The sequence below is a fragment of the Leptospira weilii serovar Ranarum str. ICFT genome (genome assembly GCF_000332415.1).
Classification (GTDB): Bacteria; Spirochaetota; Leptospiria; order Leptospirales; family Leptospiraceae; genus Leptospira; species Leptospira weilii_A.
Map to the genome: position 1 here is coordinate 56,954 of NZ_AOHC02000052.1, position 24,479 is coordinate 81,432.

The window sequence follows — 24,479 nt, forward strand, 5'->3', positions numbered from 1 at the left end:
GTTTATGGTAGACGGTTGAAAACTAAGAAAATGCGGACGAAAATCAGAAAGTATTTTTACTTGATTTCGGAAATTTAGAAAATCTTCAACTCAATCCAAAAAACGATCGTACGTCTACGAGTTTTATTGCTCGTCGACTTTAAGGTATTTTTGAATTCTCCTCTCCTCAGAGTTATATAATAGACTGTCCGGAATGCCGTCTTTAAAACGAGGATTCGTTTCAAAATTCATGATACTCTATTATATAAAGATCAGTAATCACTGAAAAAAACTTTTCGTAGTTTTTCTCAAAAGAAGTTCCATAAAAAAAAACATTGTATTGATTGTCTTAGGAATATCTCTATATAAGAATAAAGTTATACGATTAAAATAAAAAGACTGGGCCTTTTTTCTCTCTTGGCGAAGATAATTTTGATTTTGAGGCGCGGAACTCAATCCTTCCAAATTAAATCGAGAGAACGGCACGGGAATATATTTTGTTGAAACGCCGAATGAAAAAACTTTTAACCAAAATTCGTAATCCGCAGCAATTCTAAAATTAAGATCGTATAATCCATGTCGTTCAAATAACTCCTTTTTGATTAAACAAGCCGGATGCCAAATCGTATCGAGCAAAAGATGTCTTAACGTCATTGTAGAAGGTTGTCTACCTAAACGATGACGACCGTCTTTTGATTCAATATACATATCTCCATAAATCAAGTCGGCATTTAATTCGTGTGAAAGGATTTTAGAAAGAGTATGTTCGTCTGCAAGAACGTCTCCTGAATTTATAAAAAGAATATAATCACCTTTCGAATTTAAAATTCCTTTATTTTGGCCGTCGTAAATACCTTTATCCGGTTCGCTAATCCAAAATGAAAACTGATCGGCATACTTTAAAATCACATCCAAACTCCCGTCCTTGGAAGCTGCATCGATTATAATATGCTCGCATCGATCCAAACCCGTTTGACTCCGCACGGATTGGATGGTTTTTTCCAAACCGACACGATCGTTATAATTAATGGTCACAATCGAAATTTTCGGTTCTTGTTTAGTCATGTATCGAAGCTTATTGAAAATACGTTTTGAAATTCTTTTATAAAATATTCAAATTTTATAATGTAATATCTTAAAAATTTGCAACTTTATTTTTGTAAAGACGCTTCATTCGTTTTTTATCGAAGCCCTTTCTTAAAATTTTTATCCAACTTAAAATTTGTTTATAATCTCTACGACCTTATAAATTTCATCCGCAGTATGGAAAGATGAAATCGGAAGACTTAACGTTGTTCTGTGGATTTCCTCGGATATCGGAAATTCTCCTTCTTCCAACATTCCCCTCATCGCGACTTGTTGATGAGGCGGAATCGGATAATGAATTTCCGTTTTTACCCCGTTTTTCAACAGATATTCCCTTAAAACATCTCGTTTCGTATGGCGAATATTAAAGATATGATATACGTCGTACGTCTCTTCCGTTACGAACGGTTTGATAAAATCTTCCTTTAGATTTTCAAGATAAATCCGAGCTAAAGATCTTTTATGTTCGTTCATCGTATCCAAATACTTAATTTTGATACTTAGGATTGCCGCCTGCAATTCGTCCAAACGGGAATTGTATCCCGGTAAATCGTTTTTATATTTGATCGACGAACCGTAATTTCTCAATTTTTGAATAGCTTCCGCATATTGGTCGTTATCCGTCACAACGGCGCCTGCGTCCCCGATCGCTCCTAAATTTTTAGTAGGATAAAAACTAAATCCGTTTATTTCCCCGAAGGTTCCCGTTTTCTTGCCTTTATACAAAGCTCCGTGCGCCTGCGCACAATCCTCTACTAAAAATAAATTATTTCTTTCCTTTATCGTTAAAATCAAATCCATTTCACACGGCTTGCCGTACAGATGGACGATCAGAATCCCTTTTGTTCTAATATTGATTTTCTCTTCAATTTTTTTAGGATCAATATTATAAGTTTTTAAATTAGGTTCGACTAAAATCGGTTTCAAACCTGCGTGTAAAATCGCCAGGATCGAAGCGATATAAGTATTCGATGGTACGATGATTTCGGAACCTTTCTCTAAGTTTAACGCTTTCAGGGCGAGTATCAACGCATCCAGTCCGTTTCCGACTCCGATACAATGTCGGTTTCCGTTGTATTCGGTAAATTGATTTTCAAAGTCGGAGACTTCCCGCCCTAATATATACCACCCGCTTTCAATGACTTTCGAAAGCCGCGTTTTATATTCTTCAAAGTACGGCGCATTCGCTAAACGTAAATTTTCGTATTCGATCATACGGGACTTTTACCGACTAATTGAATAAAATCGGAATAATTTCGAATATAATCGTCTTCCCTATAATAATCGGAAGCCACAACCAAAAGGACACAACCCGAAGAAAATCCCTCCATGGAATGCCAAAGCATTTTTCCCAAAATCACTCCCAAATTATCTTTATTCATAAAGATTTTTTGTTTCGTCAGTCCGTCGTCTAGTTTCAAAGTAAAACTTCCACTAACGCAAAAAATAACCTGCTCAATTTCTTTATGAGCATGGAGACCTCGCATGCTCACTGAATTTTCCAGATTATTAATATAATATATACGTTTGATCTCGAAAGGAATATCGCGCAAAGATTCCATGATGACCAAGTTCCCGTCTCGATCATCGTGAATTTTTTTCAAATGAACGTAACCTGAATTTTTTACTGTGATTTCATCCATATAAATTTAAAAAGTATAATCCTCAATGATCCGTCCGTTCTCGCAAAGGAATCAAAAAACGTAAAAAGTTGCGACTCTTTATTTAACGTTTACAGAATATCCTGTGCGAATCGAACTCGAGGCAATTTAAAAGTCCACTCGCCCGCAAAATCCGGTTATCGTAAAAATTTACTCTGAATTTTTCGGAAACGATTCCGCCCAGACAAAAACATTCTTTTTGCAAGCACAAGACCGAAAAAGAAAACTTTCCAAAAAACCTCGATCCAAACGGAAGGGGAGTAAAAATTCCTTGCCTCCACCATATTATAGATTTCCATAATATTCAAACTTTTTAATTTTAGATCAAAACGATAAACGACTTCCCTCAATTGAGTCACGTATGTGTCGTATATTACCTTCAACTTTGTATATTCCAAATTGTAAGTTGAAATTCCGGTTCCGTAAATTTGTCCCGAATAGAATTTAAACATATGAAAATGATAAAATATAAGCGGACTTCCATTGATTTGAATCTTTCCGTCTCTCAATCGAACCGTATATTTTTCCACGTTCCAAAGAGCTACGCCGGATCGTTCGTTTTTTAATACACACACGTTTTCATACGTCCGAGGCCAAACATCCAGATATTTTTGATCTCCCAAACGACCGTCCTCAACTCTATTATAACACCATTCTAAACATTGTTCCCTCCAACGATTGAGGCATTTCATTCCGATTTCATCCCGATTGAAATAAACCATCTGCACGTTGTAAATTCCGTTTGCCTCGAGATGTTTGAGACGATCCGGAAATCGATGCGGGATAATCATGACGGAATGTTTTCCAATCTCATCGTAAATCGGAGTCACATCGGAAAAAAAATATATATCCGAATCCAAATAAGTGATGTGATTGATGTTCGGATTTTTTGCCAAGACGTAAGACGGTAAAACCGGAGAAAGTGTCCAACAATACTCCTGCCAAGTTCGGTTTCCTTTTGCGACCAAAACATCCCCCGACTCGACTTCGTTCAAGGAAAGCGCCGTAACGTGTTCGAGTGGATGCGTTTTAAGAAAGTCGTAAGTTTTATCATCCATTGCAAGAATCCAAAGATGAAAATCCCCGAAATGACGACCGATGGAGTCATACAAAGATAGTCCCAAAGGTAGATAATTAAAATCGAATAGAGTACAAAGATATTTCATTTTCCGATATCTTTGATTTCAAAAATCATTCCCATTTCTCTAGTCGGTATTCCGTCTAACGTTTCTACGGCTTGTAAATAACTGTTAAAGTCGGCCGCCAGCTTATATTTTTTATCGAACAAAGAAACAAATTCTTCAAAGTTAAAAAACCAAGCCGGATACGACGCTTCGTAAATTTCGGGAGAAACTCGTTGAGCGGACACGACGGACTTCGGCAAATCGATAAAATAAGTTCTATCTATTATAATATAAGGAAATTCGTAATCGATTATCTTTTTGATTAAGGCAAACGGATCCTTGATATACGGAAAGGAGCTCGAAGCTAAAAATGCGTTAATTTTTCGATCCCTTACACAAGCTTCGATTGAATCGTAAAAATGAAGGATATCGTCCTTAAAAAACGCATTGCCCACTTGTACAAAATTCGATTGTTCCACGATATTCCAAGACAACGCTCTCATCCCTTGCAAGAAAATTCGATTCTGATAGTAGCTGCTACCGAAAGAACCTCCAAAATCCAAAACGTTCAACTCGTCGTTTGTCATCGTTCCCGCATAAAGTAATGCGGATGTTAAGGGCCAAGAATACTGGATCTTATCGAATAGGACCGAATCCCTCTCATAAGCGGCATGACCTTGTTTCACTTTTAAAACGGACTGTTTACACTTTTCTATGATTTTCTCCGAATCGTAAGATCCGCATAATTTCGCCGCCTCCTCCCAAGTTTCGTAGATGCCGTTAAAGCCGATGCGAAGAGACCCGGGTTGTTTCCCGAACTTTACTCGTGTATTCAATCGAGTTCGAGCAAACTTCAGTAAATCGAAAAAAATCGGAGGTAAAAGTTTATAGATCAGTTTTTTTAAGTATATTCGTAAATTTGAATTCATCAGGGATATTTAAAAATTTGCATTGAACGTATTTCGGTTATAGTTTAAAATTTCGAATTCTAAATCGATTCGAAAAACAAAAGCTAAATTTACACGGTTTAAAAACCTTTAAGTAGTCGCATGATTCGATTGAGAATTCGATTTTTAAGACCGGACCTACGTAGTCTACGAAAATGATCTCGATACAAATCCCTCGCTTTTCTATTTTCCTCGATTTCAATTTTTTCGATTTTGATCGGCGACGAACTCAAATCGACGTCGTATTCATTCGTAATATCGCAATGTGTCCCCGAGGCGTCCAATCCGATATTGTGCACAAGGGATCTCGCGGGATACAACGTCAATCGATTCAGTAAAAACGCGGAAGCATGCCACCTGATCGCCCAAGAATCGTTTTTGGAGGAAACCTGATCCATTAGCATTTGTGTGTAAGGATACGATCCCTGCATATCAAATTCATACGTTAGTTTTCTTGATACCAAGTCGTCCAAAAGTTTTTGTCCATCCGGCTCGAATAAATCCCACGCCCTTTTCCAAGTCGCCCATCCCCAGCAATCAGCCCCTCTTAAAAAATAAGTTTCAGGGATTTTAGCGTTAAACGGAAGGCGATAGGCGTGTATGGAAGCGACTCGATCAACGTTTTCATAATATTCTAAAGCTTGATTTAAGTAAGTTAAAAAATATTTCGAAGTGATCATATCGTCTTCTAAGACGACAATTCTGCCGTATTCGGCTATAAGTTCGGTCACTCCCGAGATGATAGAGTTTGCCAAACCTAAATTCGTTTCCCTTTCAAGGACCGTAACTTTTTTAAATCCTACGGTTTTTTTGGCGATTGACCTGACTTCCTCGATCTTATCCGAATTCAGATTCGATTTAGGCCCGTCGCAAAAAACAAATAATTCGGATTGATCCGCATAATCATTTTTTAATAAAGAATCGATGGTCCTTCTTGTATGTTCCGGTCTATTATAAACAAAAAGTGCGATTGGAGCCAAATTCATCGTAAATTTCCTACGTTATCGACTTCCGAAAATCGTTAAACCGATATATCAATCTCCAAAAACGAACGGAGTCCAACTGTATAAAAAATATTTCACGCGTACGTTTAAAGAAAAGATTAAATAAAGTACTCGCGATAAACTGTGAAATTACGGTCGCAACGGCTGCTCCCTTAATTCCATAAAGCGGAATTAGAAAGTAATTTAATAATATATTCGTCAAACAACCCGATATACTTTTATACAATTCCCCCCTCGGTAAATTCTCCGTTAAATAATAACGGCTACTCGCCACGCCTAAAAAAACAAAAATTCCGGCCCAAATGTGGATCGCCAATATGGCGCCCGCCTCCGAAAATTTTTCCCCGAAAAATAAACGGATAATCGGATCGGATAAGAATGTCATCGGTATCGCTATCAATAACGCCAATAAAAACATAAAGGAATGAAGAAGACCCAAACGTTCTAAGTACAATTTTTGACTGAACTCTTTCGCTTTTAAAATCGCAGGAAAGATCGACGAAGCGATCGTCATCGGTATAAAATACCAAACCTCGCTGATTTTGACCGCAGCCGTATAAACTCCGACCGCTTCGTCTCCCAACATTTGTCCGATCATAATCTGATCGATCCGCATATAAACGATAACGGCAAGCCCCGAAAGCAACAACATCCAACTGTCCCTCAACAATGCACGAGCCCTCTTCCAATTGGCATGGATTACGGATAACGTTCCATCATGATACTTATATAATAAATAATATCCGAATAAACTAATAAATGATTCCACGAGACCGACCCAAATGAACGCGAATACTCCCAAACCATTCAGTATCAACAGGATCCTTATTCCGGAAAATATAAAGAACAGTCCGTTTTCAAGCCAGACAAAGTATTTAGAAAGTACCTGTGCTTCGTACCAATACTTTACGACTCCGAAGGCCCGGAAAACCAGCGTAAATCCTACGAGAAATACCATCCAGAATAGGTCCGGCTCGTCGGGTCGAAGAAACGGTATTAAAATAATTGCACCACCGAAGGCAAACACACCGGCGATGAACTGCAGTAAAAACGAGGTGGAAATGATTTCTTCTTTATGAGTTTTTTCTTTGATGAGTTCTCTGACGGCCACTCCGTCAAGACCAAGATTCGTAAAACTACCGATCAACGCCGTATATGCGATCACATAATTTAGTTTTCCGTAATTATCCGGACCTAAATATCGGGCGATCCATACCCCTAAAAACATTCCCATTCCCATTCGGAAAATTTTATCGAAAAACAGCCAACCGCTGTTATGCAATATATTTTTCAGATTCGGATATCGAGTATATAATTTATTGAGTAATTCCAATGGGTGTTGTCTTTTGATTGATGAAACGAGTTCAGCAAAGATCTTCCGTATTTTCATCATCGGCTACGGTCGTAATCAAAGCTCCCAATCCAGAGAACAATGCCATCATCTGCGGTTCCGAAGATTCCCATGGAATCGTAGTAACCAGATACGGAATCAAACAAACGTAGAAATGAAAATACCGAACGGATCTTCGATTTCCCTTGAAAGAATTAATGACGGCGATGACAAAAATGAAAAACGAATAGATGTAGAGTAGTAACGCCGTTATCGGGCCGGATGTCTTATGCGAATCAAAGAACACATTGTGATACCAAAAAGTTCCGTTGTTTTCGATCGAAATCTGAGGATATATAAAAAAACCGTTTTTAATCGTGTTCCAATAATCGATATAATGTTTCAACTTTATGGAATATTCGCCATGTAGAATCCTCTGACCTATTTTTGTATCTTGCAAAAACATATAAAAAATGAAACTTAGAAACAAAATACTTAACAGTGCGATGGTAACTTTATAAACTTTGTTTAAAGACGAAGCAAAAAACAACCTCCGAAGTTGAATCGTCGTCATAAAAAATACGTTAAGAATGATAATGTAAAAGAAAGTCCGGGCATTGAATAAAAATGAAATTGAAATACTAACGGTTAGTATCATTAAAAAAAATAAATGCTTCCATCTTGATTTTTTCTTTATATCAAAAAGATAACCGTTAAGACAAAAGAGAACAATAGGAAGTATACTAGCAAGAATGGTAATCCCCGGAGAATTATATTCCGCCTTATTAAAAAGATGAAACGCTTTCCCGTAATACGGAGGATCCAAGTAAACAAAGGTCGCAATTGAATTTATGATTGCGAACAAAAACATACCGAAAGCGATTCCTATAAAAAAAAACTCTTTTTGTTTTGCATTCGGAAGCGCGAAAATAATAAAAAATGAAAACAGAACGGGAAACGCCTTAAATGCGTAACTGATAGGATACAATTTACCGTCTATATGTTCGGGCATAAACGGGGTTTTATAAAAAAAGAAATAAGCTAATAAAAAAGAAAGGATCAACGGCAAAGCCAAAGCCGAAGGAATACTCCACTTAACTTGTCTCATTAATAAAATACTGATTATAAAACATAACCCGATCGTCAGCAAGGAAAGACGTCCGTGTACCGTTCCAAAGCCGATTGAAATCGAACAAATCCAAAGAACGATGGGAAAAGAAAAAACTCGGGGCTTAAACAAATAATCGATCACCGACAATACCTTTTTAAATGAAAAACAAATCAAATAGGCTCTCCCCAAATAATAACCTACCCGGCGCTTGCCTGTAGAGAGCGAGATGCTCAGTTTCCCTGACGAGCCATATATTTTTGATAAGCTGAACGGGATTTGGAAACACTCTGTAAATTTTATCGAGCCCCGAAGCCCGTAAAAATCGTTTTAAAGGTTTTAAACGTAATTAACATATCCAGCCAAAATGAAAAATTCTTTATATAATAAAAATCGTATTCTAATTTTACATTCATCCCGTCCACTTCCGCCGCATATCCTTGTTCCACCTGCGCCCAACCGGATATACCGGGTCTAACGATATGCCGATATGCGAAAAATGGTACGTCTTTTTCATACCATTCTGAAAGTTCCATAGATTCCGGCCTAGGACCAATAAAACTCATATCTCCTTTCAACACATTTAAAATTTGTAATGTTTCGTCAAAACGATATTTTCGTAATATTTTTCCGATCTTAGTGATCCTAATATCATTTTCTCCCTGGGTAAATCCTTTCCCTCTTTTTTCAACGTACATGGTTCTAAATTTATACATGGTGAAAGTTCTTCCTCGATAACCCATTCTTTTCTGCGAGAATACGATCTTCCCTTTGCTTTCGAAGCGTATAAGTATCCCTATTAGAAACATAAAAGGCAGAAAAGCGGGCAGAAAGATTAATGCCGTTATAAAATCAATCATCCGTTTTATTTTTTCATAAGCCCGAGAAGGTAACAACGAGCCGAATTCATTTTCTGATAGGTGTCTAATTTTTACTCGTCCGGTTAAAGACTCTATAATTTGTTTCGTATGATACACGGGTACTCGCGATAAAGTACAACGTGCTAAAAATTTTTCCCACTCGGGAGTTAAACCCTCTGCACGAAGATCCGCTACTACCGCATCAAATCTTTCCTTTCCTAAATCTGGTTGTTTTAAAAAAACAAACTGGGTTCCATGAGTCTCTCGAAATTCTAACGCTTCCCCAAAAGGCACTAACGCGAACCTTTGTAAACGATATCTATGCCCTATAAAATATCCTATATAACACCAAGATAATGTAGTAAAAGAACCTAATAGGATGACTTGAACGCTATAGTTTAGTCTATTCATCAAATAGAAAGCAATCAAAATGCCGAATACGATTGCAGTCGTAGGTAAAATGTAAGCGGAAGACTGAGTCCCAGGATACTTTAATAATCTCCTTAAGGAAATAAAAGTAATATTAAAAGCAATTAAAACGCCGATGGCCGAGTTTAAACTGTTCTTGTCTATATGATTCCAAAAATCCCATCCCCATCGAGGAATTATGGTAATACAAGTAACCAATAGACTGCCGACCGTTAACTGAAAAAGAGTGCTTAATAGCACTTGCTCATGCATTCTTGAATGGCGTCGGACATACATAATAAGTTACGAAAAAATTTTCAAGATAGTATCAGAGGCGTTATCAATGGAAAATTTACTTTTAAGTAATAAATTTGCGTTTCTACCCATTTGCTTTCTGATCTTATCGTCTAGTAAAATAAGTGCGTTTTTATAAAAACCGTCGTCATCTCCGGAAGTCGTAACCAAACCGGATCCGGAATCTTCCAATATTTGTTTAAGATCGTTTCCCATATTTACAGATCCTAAAATGGGTTTTCCCTGAACCATATAACCAAGAATTTTGCCCGGAAAATTATGCGTCTTATGATTAAAATGCAAAGTAAAAAGCCCAACGTCAAACTCTGCTAGCATGATTTTAAATTCCTCTTGCGGCACGGAACCAAGTAGAATCATATTACTTAATTTCAAATCCTGAATAGATTTTCGAACTAACTCTACTTCATCCCCCGCCCCAACCAATAGAAATGAAACATTTGTATGAGATTGCATCCTCGCTGCCAAACGAACAATATTCATCATATCCTGGGCCTGGCCGATATTTCCTCCGTAAAAAAAAACGACTTTCCCCTCTAAATTCAACTTTTTACGATAAAGGTTACTTTGATTCAATACCGGTAAATCGGTTGCCCAATTATAGAGGAGTTGAATGTTTTTAAATTCAGGAAATGTTTTAGAAAACCATTCGATATTACCGGGCGATTGAATACCGATTCTATCCGCAGCTTTGTAATTTAGTCTTTCATAATATTTGAAAAAATACGCTATTAAAGATTTTTCGCGAATCATGCCGTTGTCGATGATCCATTGTGGAAAAAAATCTCTTAAAATTAAATAGGAAGGAGCTTGCCAAAGTTTTTTCAGTCGAAACACCAAGTTTCCCCAAAAAATAGAAGGAGAATAATAGATAATCAGATTATGGTGATTTTGAATAAAATATTCTTTTAAATATCTCCATGCTTTTTGGGAAAGCATCCACTCATTGATAAGGCGTCTTATTTTTGAAACGTTCTTAATTTGACCCGATGAAAATTGTAAAATAGAAATTCCATTTAAACTTGTTTTCTTATAATTTTGACTCAATCCGATCCCAGGCGTAATGACAGTAATCTCATGCCCTTTCTCTTTGAGTTTTATAGCCAACTCATGCATCATTTTAGCTGCGACTTTCGTACTTCCGGGCATATAATCATCGACGACGATGCAAATTTTCAAAATAGGATCCTAATATTTTTTCCAGACCACTCGGTTTATATAATCAGTATAACTATGAATGATTCGAACAACTTTCTCCGAAACATTTGGCATACTATAATCACTCACGTTTCTTAAAAGTCTAAGTTCTCCTCTAGGTTGCTTTTCCAGAACTTGAAGAGCCTGTAATATTCTTTCTTTTTCCAAACCAACCATCATTACAATCGCCTCTTCCATTCCTTCCGGTCTTTCATGCGCCTCTCTAATATTCAAAGCGGGAAAATTAAGTATCGAAGATTCTTCCGTAATCGTGCCGCTATCGGAAAGAACGGCCTTTGATGATAGCTGGAGTTTATTATAATCTTTAAAACCCAAGGGCCTTAAAAGTTGAACGAGCGGATGAAACGAGACATTCAATACATCGATTTTTTTCTGCGTTCTAGGATGTGTCGAAATAATAACTGGAAATTTAAATACTTCCGCTATGGTATTAATGATATCTATTAGTTTAGTGAAATTTTTGTCCGAATCTATGTTTTCTTCCCTATGCGCGCTTACAACAAAGTATCTCCCTTCTGTAACATTCAATTTCTCTAAAATATTGGATTTTTGGATTCCTTCCGAATAGTAATTTAACACTTCAAACATTGGGCTTCCCGTTTTAATGACCGTTTCGGAAGGTAAACCTTCTCTCAAAAGATACTCCCTAGCGATACTACTGTAAGTCAGATTGATATCGGCAGTATGATCGACAATACGCCTGTTAATCTCTTCGGGTACACGTTGGTCGAAGCAGCGATTCCCAGCCTCCATATGGAAAATAGGTATTTTTCTTCTTTTCGCGGGAATGACCGCCATACAACTATTTGTATCTCCTAAAACTAAAACCGCATCCGGACGCACCCGAGAAAGTAATTCATCAACTTTAATAATAACGTTTCCGATCGTTTCCGCACCCGATGCGCCTGCGGCATTCAGAAAATGATCCGGCTTTCTAAGTTCCAAATCATTAAAAAAAATCTCATTGAGTTCGTAGTCATAATTTTGACCGGTATGAATTATCATATGATCACAATATTGATCCAGTTTTACAAGAACGCGAGATAACCTGATAATCTCCGGTCTTGTGCCTATAATTGTGGAAACTTTTAATTTTTTCATATATCGATTTTACAAGAATACGTATCCGGTCGAGATCTATCGAAAATCTCACTTGCCCAAAGCATTACTATCATTTCACTTTGGCCGATATTGGTAATATCATGCGTCCATCCCGGTATAGACTCAACGATTTGAGGAGATTCCGATCGGGTTATAATTTCAAAATATTCATTTGTTAGAATATGCCGAAAACGAAACTTTGCCGTTCCAGTCAGAACAAGAAATTTTTCAATTTTACTGTGATGATAATGCTCTCCGCGTGTTATACCCGGATGGGCTGTAAAAAAAGAAAATTGACCCGCATCCTTGGTCTTCAACATTTCTACAAAAACGCCTCTTTGATCTTCATATTGAGGGACTGAATAAGAAAACGAATCGGTATCTAAATAACTAGTAAACGTTGCATATAAAGCTCGTTCTAAACCAGTCCCTACATTAGGAATTATTAAATCTTTACGACTTTGTTTAAATGACTGCAATCGTTCATAGAGCTGCTGTAAAGTTATTTCATATGAATGAATATTAGGATCGAAACTAGGAGACGAATTTTTTAAGATACTGAAGAATTTATCGATCACGTCGTCGATATACACTAAAGTAAGGGTTGTATCAGGATCGTTAATTTTGACGGGCAGATCTCTAATGATATTATAACAAAAAGTAGCCACAACAGAATTGTAATTAGGACGACTCCATTTTCCAAAAACATTTGGCAATCGGAGGATAAAAACCGGATTTCCATTTTCAGATTGTAAACGATTGAGTAAATGTTCGGCTTCTAATTTACTTTTACCATATTCATTATCCGAAGTAGCTTGGATTGAAGACGAGTAAAGAACGGGAGTTTTTTTATTTTTCTTTTTTAATAAACTACAAATATATTCCGTTAAATCCGTATTTACTTTTTTGAATTCCGATAACTCTTTAGGACGATTGACTCCAGCTAAGTGAAAAATAAAATCCGCTTCGGAAATCAATCGGGATAATTCCTCCTCGGTAGTTTCTTTGACATAAGAAAGGATCTTAAACTCTTTTGTTTCAAACAATTGAGAAGTTAAATTTTTTCCGATAAAACCGTTTGCGCCCGTTATTAAAACATTCATAATTCAATCAATGATTTCGGCTATCTTTCCTTCGATTGTATTTCTAATAAACTGCAACTTTAATAACATTTTCTTCATTCCGTCTAAGTTGAGTCTTTCCGTGTTATGAGAATTATAATCTTCCAAAGAAGAAATTTTTTTCTCCCCTTGATCAATAAACTTTCCATAATTCAAATCTCTTAAATCAGGGGGAACTCTATAATAATCATCGGCCATATCCTCCGCGCTCGCCATTTCTTCACGACTTAAGAGAGTTTCGTAGAGCTTTTCCCCGTGACGAGTACCTATAATTTCAATAGGATAATTAACATGATCCAACAATTCCAACAATGCTTTCGATAAAGTTTCAATCGTCGCAGCAGGAGCTTTTTGTACAAAAATATCGCCGTTATTTCCATTTAGAAACGCGTACAACACGAGTTCCACCGCATCCTCTAAAGACATCATAAATCGAGTCATATTCGGATCCGTTATAGTTAGCGGTTTATTATTTTTAATCTGCTCTATAAAAAGCGGAATCACAGATCCGCGAGAAGCCATTACATTTCCATAACGAGTCCCACAGACTACCATCTCGGAGTTTTCGATACTTCTAGATTTAGCAACCATGACTTTCTCCATCATTGCTTTGGATATTCCCATTGCATTGATAGGATAAACCGCTTTGTCGGTACTTAAACATACCACTTTTTTAATATTGCATTGAATAGCTGCCTCGATCACATTTTCAGTTCCTAATATGTTTGTTTTGACGGCTTCTAAAGGATGAAATTCGCAGGATGGAACTTGTTTCAAGGCAGCTGCGTGAAATACATAGTCAACGCCGCGGAAAGCGCTCCGAACCGAATCCAAATCCCTGACATCTCCGATAAAAAACTTCAATTTAGAATTGTTATATTTCTTTCTTAAATCATCTTGTTTTTTTTCGTCTCTACTAAAAATTCTAATTTCTTTAATATCGCTATTCAAAAATCGATCTAAAACCGCTTTTCCAAAAGAGCCGGTTCCTCCTGTTATCAAAAGAGATTTGTTTTTAAACATTTATTTAAACTCCAGGTACTTTGTTTTTATCTACTAAAACATCATGAAAAAAACCGAACGTAGAATGTGCGGTTTTTTTCCAATTATAGATTTTACTTTTTTTATAGGCGTTCTGCGCTAATTTCGTTCTTAACTTAGGAGACTCAATGAGTTGGACCAAAGACTCCGCTATACTCATAGGATCCTCAGGATTAAAATACAAAGCATTATCTAGACGTTCCTGAAAAAAATGAAACACTGCCTTGAACGAAAGACCAAACGATCACATTTTCATACGAAGGATATCGAATAGATACGTTCAAAGGACAAAGCAATCAAAGGTAAATAACGGAGAATTCACTTTACCTATCTCTAATTTTCTTTATTTTGAATATAAATATCTTTCTTTGCAAAACCCGTCGGCTTTACAAGACGAACCAAATTTCTCAATCGATTGTCAAGATTACTTATCATCCGTCTTAAATGTTGTTCAGGGCGCGCGATAAAACTCGTAACATTAAAGTATTCTTTACCGATTGGAGATTTTTGAGAAAAATAATAATTAGAAACACAGTTACGATTTTCATCGACCACGATTGGACTTACAGAATGCCAGGACCAAGGATTTGTTTCCATGATCGCCAAACGGTTGAACGTACTCTCAATCGTTACTCGTTTTTTGACTTTCTTATCCCATAGTTCTAAGTTTCCACCTCGTTCGAGAGACCATTCGGGAGTCACGTAATACAAAAGGTTCAAGGTACGATATCGAGTTCTTGTCATTTCATGAGAGTTATCAATATGGGGATTGAGAAAATTTCCCTTCCCCATCAAGCTTAAACCGCCCGCATAAAGGGTCCGGTCCGGTGTTTGCTCAACGATTCCTGTGATCTCTTCTACTACGCGAATTATTTTCTCATCTTGAATCGCAAAGGTTATATCTTTTAAGATAGGATCGAATTGATCGAAATTTTTTGAAGTATATCTTTTCTCTCGAAAACTATTCATCAAACGCATCTCGTTTTTCTTTGGAAAAACAGAGTAGATTTTTTTTGCAATTTCTTCCGGAAGTACATCATCCAGATAACAATAACGAACTCCTACTTCGTTAATAGAGTTTTGAAAGTTTTTTTTCAATTCCTCTAACTTTGATGATAACTTGGATTGAATTAAAGAAACTAATTCTTCTCTACTTGGCATTTTTGTCATTTTCCTAATTTACCTTTTGTATTTTGTAAGAATGCAAATGTTTCGTCCGCCGCCTTATCCCAAGAAAATTCCTTGGCTAACTGAAAAGACTTTTGAGAAAGCTTACCGCGCATCTCTTCGGAATCGATCATTGAAGTTAAAGTTTCCACAATTGACGACACATTGAGCGGGTTAAAGTATCCACCGGCGTCTTTCAATATTTCGGGCATAGCGGAAAGATTCGAACATGCTACCGGAAGCCCCGAAGCCATTGCTTCAGTTAGAACCTGACCGAAAGTTTCACAAGAAGATAAAAAAACGAATAGGTCCGCTTCTTTGTATTTTTTTTCAATCTCCGAATATGCGATCCTATCATGATATTGAATGTATTCACCCTTCGGATCCTCGCTTTGCATTGCGCGGGTTAATTTTTTTAACGGCCTGACTTCATCGGGATTACCGATTAAATCTAACGCAACCGGATACCCGACATTCCTAAGTTTTCCAACCGCATATACTAAGTTCCATTGATGTTTGTATTCTCCGAGAAAAGATACATAAAGAATCCGAAATGGAGTTTCAATTGAACAAGACTGAATGCTTCTTTGCTTTTTTGGTTCTCGAAAGAATTTTTTATTAATCCCATGATTCACAATTTTGATTCGCTCGATTGGAATCTTTACTCTTTTTAAAACGGCATCTCTCGCAAATTTGGTCAAAAAGATCACTCCATCCGCTTTTCGAAATGTGTATGATTGAATAAAATAAAGCATAATGAAACGAAAAGTATTTTTTGAAAAACCGTACCTCTTAATCTCATTCCACTCGAATGGTAGTAAGTTCTGGCTCATCGTTACAAACGGTCTAAAATTACCCGAATAGGTGCCGCCGGGAACAAAAAGGAGATCCAATTTGGTTTCTTTCAATCTTTTACTCAATATAAACCGGTTCCAAAAGAACCTATATAAAAAAGATTTATCTAATAAAGATTCATAAACCTTTTCAAGCCAAGGTTTGTCTTTGATACTATTTAATGTGTCCGTTCCACCCCAAATATAAACTTGATGAAAACCATATCTATTCGGTTGCGCGGCATTCAAGAACTCAATCAAATGAGTCACTCCACCGCCGCCTCGTATGTTGGATGCGTCGATTCCTAAGATCATTGTTTGGATTGATACAACCTTATAAAAATAAACTTTTGGAAGAATTTAAAAGTCCAACTATCAAAAGTTCTTTGAATAAAAACAAAGTTGTCGAAAATTAATTTTTCAATAATTCTAATATGATGTAACATTGAAATTTTAAGAATCGAAGGTAATATAAAAGCCTGAAATCAAAAATCATCTTTATTCATGATTCAGCGAAGTTTTCTTCTGAACTTTTTGAATCATTAAGCTAATGTAATATAATAAAGCACTTTGTATTACGGTAAACTCAAGTATATATTTAATGAGCGTATTCGGAAGGTCTCTAAAAAAGAAAAAAGGCAAAAAGGAACAGACTGCTATATAAACACCGGACAAACTTTTTTTTCTCTTTAAAAAATTTAAACCTAAAGATAAAAAAAACATAAATATCATGGCTCCGATCAATCCGAAATTGACCACTAACTCCACATAATTGTGGGTTGTACCTTGAAATGAGCTTATACTGTTTCCCAGCTCCTTTGCAGCTTGAATGTATTTAAATTTTTCCGGAAATATAACAGAGGGAATGATGCCAATTAGGTTGCTCAATAAAGGAGTAGGAAAATGAAACAGTTGAAGCTCATTTTCTGTTAAATGAGAAAGCAGGGTCATCCCTACATAACCCGGTTCCATAAATAAATTTTGCATAATTCTGAAAGAAGTCACCGGTATGCCTACACGAATATTGCCCCATATCGAGTTAATGATTGCTACAATCACTAAGATAAAAACAATTACAGTTAGTTTAAAATTTTTAAATAGTCTCTGTAATATCAAAAGTATGGAAATTATCGACAAAGTCAAATATCCGCGATCCCCGGTTGAATACATTAAAAGCCCAAATGACAAGGAGGCTATTAAATACTTATTGAAAAATATCTTGAAGAACTTTTGCTTCCACCCGTATCCTTGCATAGCATCTATTTCTAAAGAAGCATTTATACAAAATAAAACAATCAAAGCAATATTCGCAGAAATGAACCAACCCCTTTGAAGCGGCCATTCCGAAACTGCGGAATACCCTCTGAATAAAACGGGGAGCATGTATTTCAGAGCTATCATTCCAAATATAACTAAACCGTAAAAAAACAAATCCATGGATATTTTAGAAAAATTGAATTCCGTCTTCAAAAAATTCCACTGGCGAGCTTTCTTTTTAGCAACAATCTCTCCAAGTACGAAAGAAACAACTAAAAGCAAAGAAGTAACTAAATAGTATATTTTAGCTTCTAAACTTACTCGTTCATACAATTCAACGACATCAATGCTTAAAAATAGTCTGTTTTTGTTTCCGATTTCATAGGCAATAAAGGGCAAATACCAATAATAAATAAATCCTAACATAATTAGAAAGTTATGATCTATGATCAATTTCCATTCTTTAATATTTACCTTAATTATGTATAAAAAAAGAAGCGCTATTATAAAAAGAATCAATTCAATAATCATTTAATCTTCTCCCAATTTCGATCGATACACGGCAAAGTTTCTTTACATGTTAAATTAAAAAAATTTAAAATTCACGATAGATCTCCTATGAGAGATTTTCAATGTAGGAACTTACGAGCGCCGTCGTTTTACAATTGTTTTAATGTTTTCAACTGCTCAAAGAACAAATCAACTTTCATTGTAAAAAGAAAATGATTTGTCAAGTCAGAGTGTAGAATTCGCACATTGGGGCAACTTACCGGACTGAAACTCTACAAGCATAGCTGTAAAAAAATCTTTCTGCCCAAAAGGATTCCGAGTAGCATGTCGACTACTGTGAATACTACCGATTGGATTCCCCAAACAGTCCGAAAACGGAGTATTTTTGATCGTATCGCCTAAAATCAAGATGTGAGTAACGTTTTCATTTTTGATTTGTTTTAAGTAAGTGTTTGCATCTGCAGAATTAAAATCCACAAACTTAGACCAATCTAAGGATAAGGTCTTCCTTTGGGAAAGTGCAATCGATCGATGCTGAGACAATAAGACTGCATCCTTAGGCAAGACGGCATCGACCCATTTCATCAGATCATATCCATTTGCATTTTGATTCATAACTTTTTCTCGCAGTTGAATAGAAAAAGTTCCAGGAAATAACTGATAAATACCAAAAAGAAGAATGCCAAAAGTAATCAAAGTTTGTAAAACAATTCCCAAACTTACAGCCTCTTTAACGAATCCAGTATTCCATATTTTAAACGAGTTTAAACCGACTAAAGAGATCAATACCCAAATGAACGGTTCCAAAAAAAATCTAGAAGCTTTTTGCCCCATCAGGCTTCCGAAAATTACAAAAATTACCGCCATTGCGCTCAATACAAGTGTTTGTAAACTAGCATTCGGTTTTATGAATATTATCAAAAATAATCCAAAACCGATGACAGTTGTAATCACTCCAAAGGTATTGGGAATTACCAAAGACATTGGAAAACTCAATGTGCTGTCTCTATAATTCCGAAGGGCTGATTCAAATAACGTCGTGCCTGGCCATGAACCGGGTAAAGGGGAAACAATCGCATCGACAATGGAGCTATTAAAATTTTCCATCTTCCAAAACGCAGAAGGAAAAATGATTAAAACAAAGAAAAATATCCCGATCAAAGTTCCATAAATAAATAACCTTGCAGAACCCAACAAAATTATAGAAAAAAAACCGATTAAGAACGCCGATAAAAAGAACGAAAATTTTGCCTGAGTAACGGATAGAATCAACATACAAATAAGACTAAAAATCGATAATTTATTTTTATCGGATTTTACTTTAGAGCCAATTTCTAAAAGTAATACTACGGCAAACGAAGTCATTCCGATTTGAAGTAATTGAGGTTTGGGTGAACTTACTAAAAAAACCAAAACCGGAGACGAAAGAAATGCAAGAACGATAATCTTTCTCCATGTCTCATCATTTTCAGAAATTGTTTTGGAAAAAGTATAAAAAGCTAATATTCCATATATTCCCAAAAGACCGCAAAATTGAAGTAAAGGACCAAATTGTTCGGCCCCTAAGCTTAAACCAAACGCATTCAAAACTTCCCCGTTTCCGGCCAATCTTCCATGAAACCAGCCGGGAAATACCGGCATTTTTCCTTGGTTTAAAATTTCAATGGCAACTCCAATATGGTAATCTAAAGAGTCGGCGTTTGTAACGGGCCCAAGGGAAAGAAACCCATAACCAATCATCAACAAGGTTATGAATAGATCTAACAACTTATTTTTTTCAAACAAGTCAAACTTAGTTTTAACGAAGAGATATTTTATTTTGAAAAAGCGAATCAGAGAATCCTCTCTATATGCAAAACCTCGTTCCGATTCTAGATTAGAGTGAGTTACTTTATCGCGAGTATATTCCTTTTTTTTAAAAAGATTTTTATAAAAATTACTAAATGTTACTTTGTTTATATTTTCTCTCAGAAAAAAAAATATATCTATAAGACCAAAAACTATAAAAAGAAATGCGACACTTTTCATAAAAGTGCGAGAAGTAAAACCGAATAATACCAAAGGATATAATACAATGCTCAATAATAAAGCGCCCATCAAGGGGGCTTGCCACCGGATCCAAGTATTCTTGATTTGTCCCAAACTACTTTGGAATAATTTTAGAGTGTGAAACCCTAAAAAATCACAGCCAAATATTAATAAAATCGAATATACTGCGGACAAAGGGGGATAGACGATATTCGTATCCAAGCCAAATTTCATACTTTCCAGAACTCTCCAGCGAGATCGTATTTATCCCCATTCATACCCAATTTAAACTCTGCTACACCGGGAGTGCGCTCTTGATCAATCCCTCCTAAATCAAAACGAAGATAACCCATTTTTTTCAACTGAACAACAGAATTCCATAATAGAAAATGAGTCGCTCTTAATTTTCTACCCAATTCTCCATTCCACCCAATGAGATAAGTTGCGGCCGATCCATGAATTGCAATACATACGCCGGCAATCGGTTCATTCTCATGGATCGCTCTTAAAATTAAAAAAGCATCTTTTCCGTTCGGACTTTTTTTCATTTGTAATAGCATACTTTGAGAAATTCCGGAAAAATTTTTACTTGAGGTCAATTCTTGATACCTCTGAAGCATCCACTTAAACAGTAAACCACTAGATCCAGTTTCCAAAATTAAGTTATCTTTTTCAGAACCAGTCAGCATATTTCTCCATTTTGCGTCCAATTTTTGTCTCAAAAAATTTAAATCTTTTGTAAGATCTATAAATGAAGAAGACCACGGTTTAGATCTAGTTTCATTAAATCCAATCTGATTCATAAAAATTAAAAACTTTCCGTCCAAACTAACTTCTGGGTTAAAGAATAATACAGAACCTTTTAATAAATTGCCGAATTTTGATAATTCATTAAACACTAGTTCTTTAAGATCAAAATTCACTTCGTTAAAAAATAGAGGACCTCTGTTGATTCTATATACTTTAAAAATTCCCAAAACGGATTTTTCCAGCATTTGAACAATCGCAATTTCGCGATTTTCGAAAGTAAAAATACCTCGATGAACTTTCCATCCTTCGCATAACCCTTTACTTTCTCCATATATCCATGATTGTAAAAGGTTTGAATTAGGAATTTGTTCGAATAAACTATCCCAATTTTCACGAGCAATGGAATTCCACCTTACCTTTAATTTTATAACATCTTTACCAGTATCATGTAAAACGATCTTATATTTAACTATATCATAAATTGGTAAAGTTTGATGTATAGATAGAAATAATCTTGAATTTCTCAATCTAATTGCATTTGAATAATAATAAGGATTATCATATATCTCCGAAGGAAGATCCGGCCATGTTGAAACAGGCAATTCATCTTTTAATAAGGTCTGAAACATTGACTTTGCCGTATCGATTTCGTCAAAGGAATATTCTGATAAGTATGGAGCCCAACCTGCCGATTTTCTATCGATATGAAGTTGATAGCGATTTGACAAAATTTCGTCCCAAATTTTCTGAATCCGAATTTTTGTTCTCGCGATCTCATTGAGTCGTGGGGCTAATTCGTTTAACATTTTCTTCGCAAACGAAGAAAAAAAAGGATAGGAGACGATCTGCGTGGATATTTCATTCAAAAAATCTAAATTAGAATTTTTACGATTTCGAAATCCTAATTTCTGAAGCAGACGTTTCAAAAACCATTTGATCAAAAAGAATCTCGTATTGCCGTTTTGCTCGTAATGTTTCTTCAAAACCTCGTTGATTCGATCTTCATCTTGTTGATCCCAAACAATTTTCGAAGGGCCTGAGTTTCGAACAACTAAGATCGCTCCGTCTGGAATCGGAAGATGTTTATGAGGACTATATAATATAAAATCGCCCTTTTCACCCACTCCCTTAATCGGTTTCAGCACGTGCGCGGCGTCTTCAATCAAAACCGCATTTCTTAATCGACAAAATTCAAAGGCTCGGTTTGTATCACTCGGTTTACCGAAATAGTGAACCAATACAAAAACATCCATCGTATTGTTCTTAGCTAATTCTTTGCAAGCAGCGTAATCGGGTTCGCGGTTTTCTTGAATCGGATAAAAAACAAACTTAACTCCCTTAGAGCGAAGGAGAAACAAAGAAGAATTACAAAAATAGTCGGGCAACCAAAAGGTAATTTCTTTCCGGTCTGAATGAATTTGCTTCCAAACTGCAATCGCCAATAAGGACCAAGCGGATTTTGAAAACCATACGGAGACATCTGAAGGGCCCATCCATGTTTTTGAAAGGGACTTTTCATCAATTCTTTTTAAAGAAAATGCGGAGATTAAACTTTTCCAACTCGGCAACGGAGCCAACAAAAACATCAATGCCGTCCCCAAGATTCATAGATTCGAAGTTTTCCCGTGTAAAGAATATCGGCTCCGCCCTCTAAGATCGCTCCTATCAAACGATCTGAATCCGACGGTGAAATACTTTCTCGTCGAATAACCCAATTTTGTAAAACTTTGTTTTTCCCTCTCAACCCCGTATGCACGAATTCATAATTTTCTCTCGCGATTTTTAAAGCATCCCTGCTGAAACTTCCCAAATCTCCGAACGTATATGCAAAATGTCTAACGTTAATTCCTAGTTTGTTTTCCAATTTTTTTTTCGATGCGACGATTTCATCTCGGAGTCGATCCGTTGAATCGATTCCAGAAAGCCTTGCATGAGTTCTCGTGTGGCTTCCTATAGAATGACCTTTGTCTAATAATATTTCCAGATCTTTCCAATTCATGGGAATCCAAAAGTCGGGCACTTGTTCCGGTGTAAAACTGGGAAAAATATTCTCCGATATAAAATTCTTTCTCTCTTCCGTTTTTTGAACGTCAACGAAATCGGAAATGATGAAGAATAAAGCTTTGATCCCAAGAAGTTCAAGAATTTCTTCTGCAACAATTCTATTCGAAAGATAACCGTCATCAAACGTAAGCAAAAGATTTCGACCTACGATTTCTCTTTCTCCACTGATCATTTCGCAGAAAACTTCAGGGGAGACAAACTTCCAATCTTTAGAAATTCTTTCCAGTTGTGAACGGAAACGAGGACGTTCTTCCGAAGTTATATCATGATAAAGCAAAACCCTTAATTCGGAATTCTTCTTAATTTTTAAAGAACGTAACAGCGTATTGAAAATTTTCAAAGGAAGATAGGACGCCGCTAAAATATTATGAAAAAAAGACATTCGATTCTAAATTATCTACGAGTAGCCTTAAAACTTTTCTGGCGAGCCAAGAACGCATTGAATCCGTAAATTTTGGAATAATAGTAATCCAAAATCCCGAAGAAATTATTTTTTCTTCCGCTAAAGGTTAATCTAAGATCGGGATGAAAAAAACATTCGGAATAACCTTCTCTAACGTTTCGTGTACCGTAGAGGCGAACTACTATTTCTTTTTGAGCTTTATTCGCTCTATTCAAAAGAAAACTTCCTTCTATTTTCCCCTCTTTGTGATAGTTTTTACCCGCCAAAAAACATATGATACGATTCAGCGGAGTCGCATTTAAAGAATAGTTGATAAACGTTCCATTCAGTTTTAAAACACGATAGGCTTCATTACAGGCTTTTGCAAAATCGGGAATATGCTGAAACGTTTGAACGGTCCAGACCCCGTCAAAAACCTGATCTTGAAACGGCAAAGAAGTAGCATCCGCATGGAGAAGATAAACGTTCTTTCCGATTGAATCTCCTAAAAACTTCTTTGCATGATTTAAGTTTTCCCTTAGAAAATCCACGACGATCACCTTTACATCCGGTCTTTCGTTAGGAATATTTCTCCAATGCCAACCCCAGCAACCTCCTATATCCAAAATGATTCCGTTCGGTTTTATCTTCTTTAAGAATCGTTTTATTTCCCGATCCATTACCGGAATTGAATGATTCTTCGAAATGACTTCGGAATAATCCGAATATTCTTTGGAAGCTACCTCACTTCGCATCTTCAATTCAACTTCCTGTTCCGAAACGGGAATCTCAGCGGAATAAATTCCGTCCTTTGCAAGTTTTAACGATTTTAATATTGTATCCATTGTATTCTACAAACAGTAACTTCAGTTTATTTTAATATTCTTCTTAACTAACGTGAATTCGGTCTAAGAAAATTTGGGCGAATAAGAAACTCAATGCAACGACTCATAGGAAGGCGTTTCCTGGGTCGTCGTTGCAGCTCGCGAATTTTATAGCGGACTGGCTCGCGACCTAACGTTGCGACAGCAGGCAGCAACGTTTTGAGTTTCCCGAGCGACCGTAGAAGCGCAACATTGAGTTGTTCGCTTGAACTCAATGTTGCTCCTAAACTCAATGAAACGGGCTTCCTAAGGGGCGCCGTTTCAGGTCGCAACATAATACTACAATCGCTTTCGCATTGTTTAC

At 36.3% G+C, this 24,479-nt stretch carries 20 protein-coding genes and 1 pseudogene; all 21 read right to left on the reverse strand.

Translation table 11 applies throughout. The features are described 5' to 3' along the window. Positions 1-258 precede the first annotated feature (258 nt). Complete coding sequence (locus LEP1GSC060_RS16775) at positions 259-1,044, reverse strand: glycosyltransferase family 2 protein (protein WP_003009932.1); 786 nt, start codon at positions 1,042-1,044, stop codon at positions 259-261. A gap of 150 nt (positions 1,045-1,194) precedes the next feature. After that, on the reverse strand, positions 1,195-2,280 hold the full coding sequence (locus LEP1GSC060_RS16780) for a DegT/DnrJ/EryC1/StrS family aminotransferase (protein ID WP_003009532.1): 1,086 nt from the start codon (positions 2,278-2,280) through the stop codon (positions 1,195-1,197). Next, complete coding sequence (locus LEP1GSC060_RS16785; protein ID WP_036096931.1) at positions 2,277-2,708, reverse strand: sugar 3,4-ketoisomerase; 432 nt, start codon at positions 2,706-2,708, stop codon at positions 2,277-2,279. Before LEP1GSC060_RS16785 ends, LEP1GSC060_RS16780 begins: the two co-directional genes overlap by 4 nt. A 155-nt stretch (positions 2,709-2,863) precedes the next feature. Next, a complete protein-coding gene (locus LEP1GSC060_RS16790; protein WP_003009375.1) occupies positions 2,864-3,892 on the reverse strand; it encodes a glycosyltransferase family protein in 1,029 nt (342 codons plus the stop codon). Then, positions 3,889-4,779: a TIGR04325 family methyltransferase gene (locus LEP1GSC060_RS16795; RefSeq protein WP_003009872.1), complete on the reverse strand. Its 891-nt coding sequence runs from the start codon at positions 4,777-4,779 to the stop codon at positions 3,889-3,891. The genes LEP1GSC060_RS16790 and LEP1GSC060_RS16795 overlap by 4 nt, the downstream gene beginning before the upstream one ends. Positions 4,780-4,877: 98 nt before the next feature. Further along, entirely contained in the window at positions 4,878-5,783 is a 906-nt protein-coding gene (locus LEP1GSC060_RS16800) for a glycosyltransferase family A protein (RefSeq protein WP_003009413.1), read from the reverse strand. 10 nt (positions 5,784-5,793) lie between these two features. After that, a complete protein-coding gene (locus LEP1GSC060_RS16805; protein ID WP_003009808.1) occupies positions 5,794-7,134 on the reverse strand; it encodes a flippase in 1,341 nt (446 codons plus the stop codon). Between the two features lie 31 nt (positions 7,135-7,165). Then, positions 7,166-8,416, reverse strand: a complete 1,251-nt coding sequence (locus LEP1GSC060_RS16810) for a DUF1229 domain-containing protein (RefSeq protein ID WP_003009476.1) — start codon at positions 8,414-8,416, stop codon at positions 7,166-7,168. Positions 8,417-8,538: 122 nt separating this feature from the next. Further along, positions 8,539-9,804: a sugar transferase gene (locus LEP1GSC060_RS16815; protein WP_003009336.1), complete on the reverse strand. Its 1,266-nt coding sequence runs from the start codon at positions 9,802-9,804 to the stop codon at positions 8,539-8,541. A gap of 6 nt (positions 9,805-9,810) precedes the next feature. Continuing rightward, positions 9,811-10,998 (reverse strand): glycosyltransferase family 4 protein, encoded by a 1,188-nt coding sequence (locus LEP1GSC060_RS16820; protein WP_003009782.1) that lies wholly within the window; start codon positions 10,996-10,998, stop codon positions 9,811-9,813. Positions 10,999-11,007: 9 nt separating this feature from the next. Then, positions 11,008-12,138 carry a non-hydrolyzing UDP-N-acetylglucosamine 2-epimerase gene (gene wecB, locus LEP1GSC060_RS16825; RefSeq protein WP_003009353.1) on the reverse strand — a complete coding sequence of 377 codons (1,131 nt, stop codon included), beginning with the start codon at positions 12,136-12,138 and terminating at the stop codon, positions 11,008-11,010. Further along, the gene (gene wbjC / locus LEP1GSC060_RS16830) at positions 12,135-13,241 is read right to left on the reverse strand and encodes a UDP-2-acetamido-2,6-beta-L-arabino-hexul-4-ose reductase (RefSeq protein ID WP_003009923.1); all 1,107 of its coding nucleotides are present in this window, start codon (positions 13,239-13,241) and stop codon (positions 12,135-12,137) included. The genes wecB and wbjC overlap by 4 nt, the downstream gene beginning before the upstream one ends. A gap of 3 nt (positions 13,242-13,244) precedes the next feature. Then, on the reverse strand, positions 13,245-14,282 hold the full coding sequence (locus LEP1GSC060_RS16835; RefSeq protein ID WP_003009508.1) for a polysaccharide biosynthesis protein: 1,038 nt from the start codon (positions 14,280-14,282) through the stop codon (positions 13,245-13,247). Between the two features lie 4 nt (positions 14,283-14,286). Next, positions 14,287-14,496, reverse strand: a pseudogene (locus LEP1GSC060_RS16840) (hypothetical protein); the annotation flags it as partial. Positions 14,497-14,633: 137 nt separating this feature from the next. Continuing rightward, complete coding sequence (locus LEP1GSC060_RS16845; protein ID WP_003009878.1) at positions 14,634-15,461, reverse strand: 2OG-Fe(II) oxygenase; 828 nt, start codon at positions 15,459-15,461, stop codon at positions 14,634-14,636. A gap of 5 nt (positions 15,462-15,466) precedes the next feature. After that, positions 15,467-16,615 (reverse strand): glycosyltransferase family 4 protein, encoded by a 1,149-nt coding sequence (locus LEP1GSC060_RS16850; RefSeq protein ID WP_003009765.1) that lies wholly within the window; start codon positions 16,613-16,615, stop codon positions 15,467-15,469. A gap of 183 nt (positions 16,616-16,798) precedes the next feature. Continuing rightward, on the reverse strand, positions 16,799-18,088 hold the full coding sequence (locus LEP1GSC060_RS16855; RefSeq protein ID WP_003009943.1) for a hypothetical protein: 1,290 nt from the start codon (positions 18,086-18,088) through the stop codon (positions 16,799-16,801). A gap of 204 nt (positions 18,089-18,292) precedes the next feature. After that, positions 18,293-20,329: a DUF1420 family protein gene (locus tag LEP1GSC060_RS16860; RefSeq protein ID WP_003009580.1), complete on the reverse strand. Its 2,037-nt coding sequence runs from the start codon at positions 20,327-20,329 to the stop codon at positions 18,293-18,295. Continuing rightward, the gene (locus LEP1GSC060_RS16865; RefSeq protein ID WP_036096935.1) at positions 20,326-22,431 is read right to left on the reverse strand and encodes a lipid II:glycine glycyltransferase FemX; all 2,106 of its coding nucleotides are present in this window, start codon (positions 22,429-22,431) and stop codon (positions 20,326-20,328) included. The genes LEP1GSC060_RS16860 and LEP1GSC060_RS16865 overlap by 4 nt, the downstream gene beginning before the upstream one ends. Next, positions 22,431-23,291, reverse strand: a complete 861-nt coding sequence (locus tag LEP1GSC060_RS16870) for a polysaccharide deacetylase family protein (RefSeq protein WP_003009880.1) — start codon at positions 23,289-23,291, stop codon at positions 22,431-22,433. The genes LEP1GSC060_RS16865 and LEP1GSC060_RS16870 overlap by 1 nt, the downstream gene beginning before the upstream one ends. A gap of 11 nt (positions 23,292-23,302) precedes the next feature. After that, the gene (locus LEP1GSC060_RS16875) at positions 23,303-24,136 is read right to left on the reverse strand and encodes a class I SAM-dependent methyltransferase (RefSeq protein ID WP_003009677.1); all 834 of its coding nucleotides are present in this window, start codon (positions 24,134-24,136) and stop codon (positions 23,303-23,305) included. Positions 24,137-24,479 lie beyond the last annotated feature (343 nt).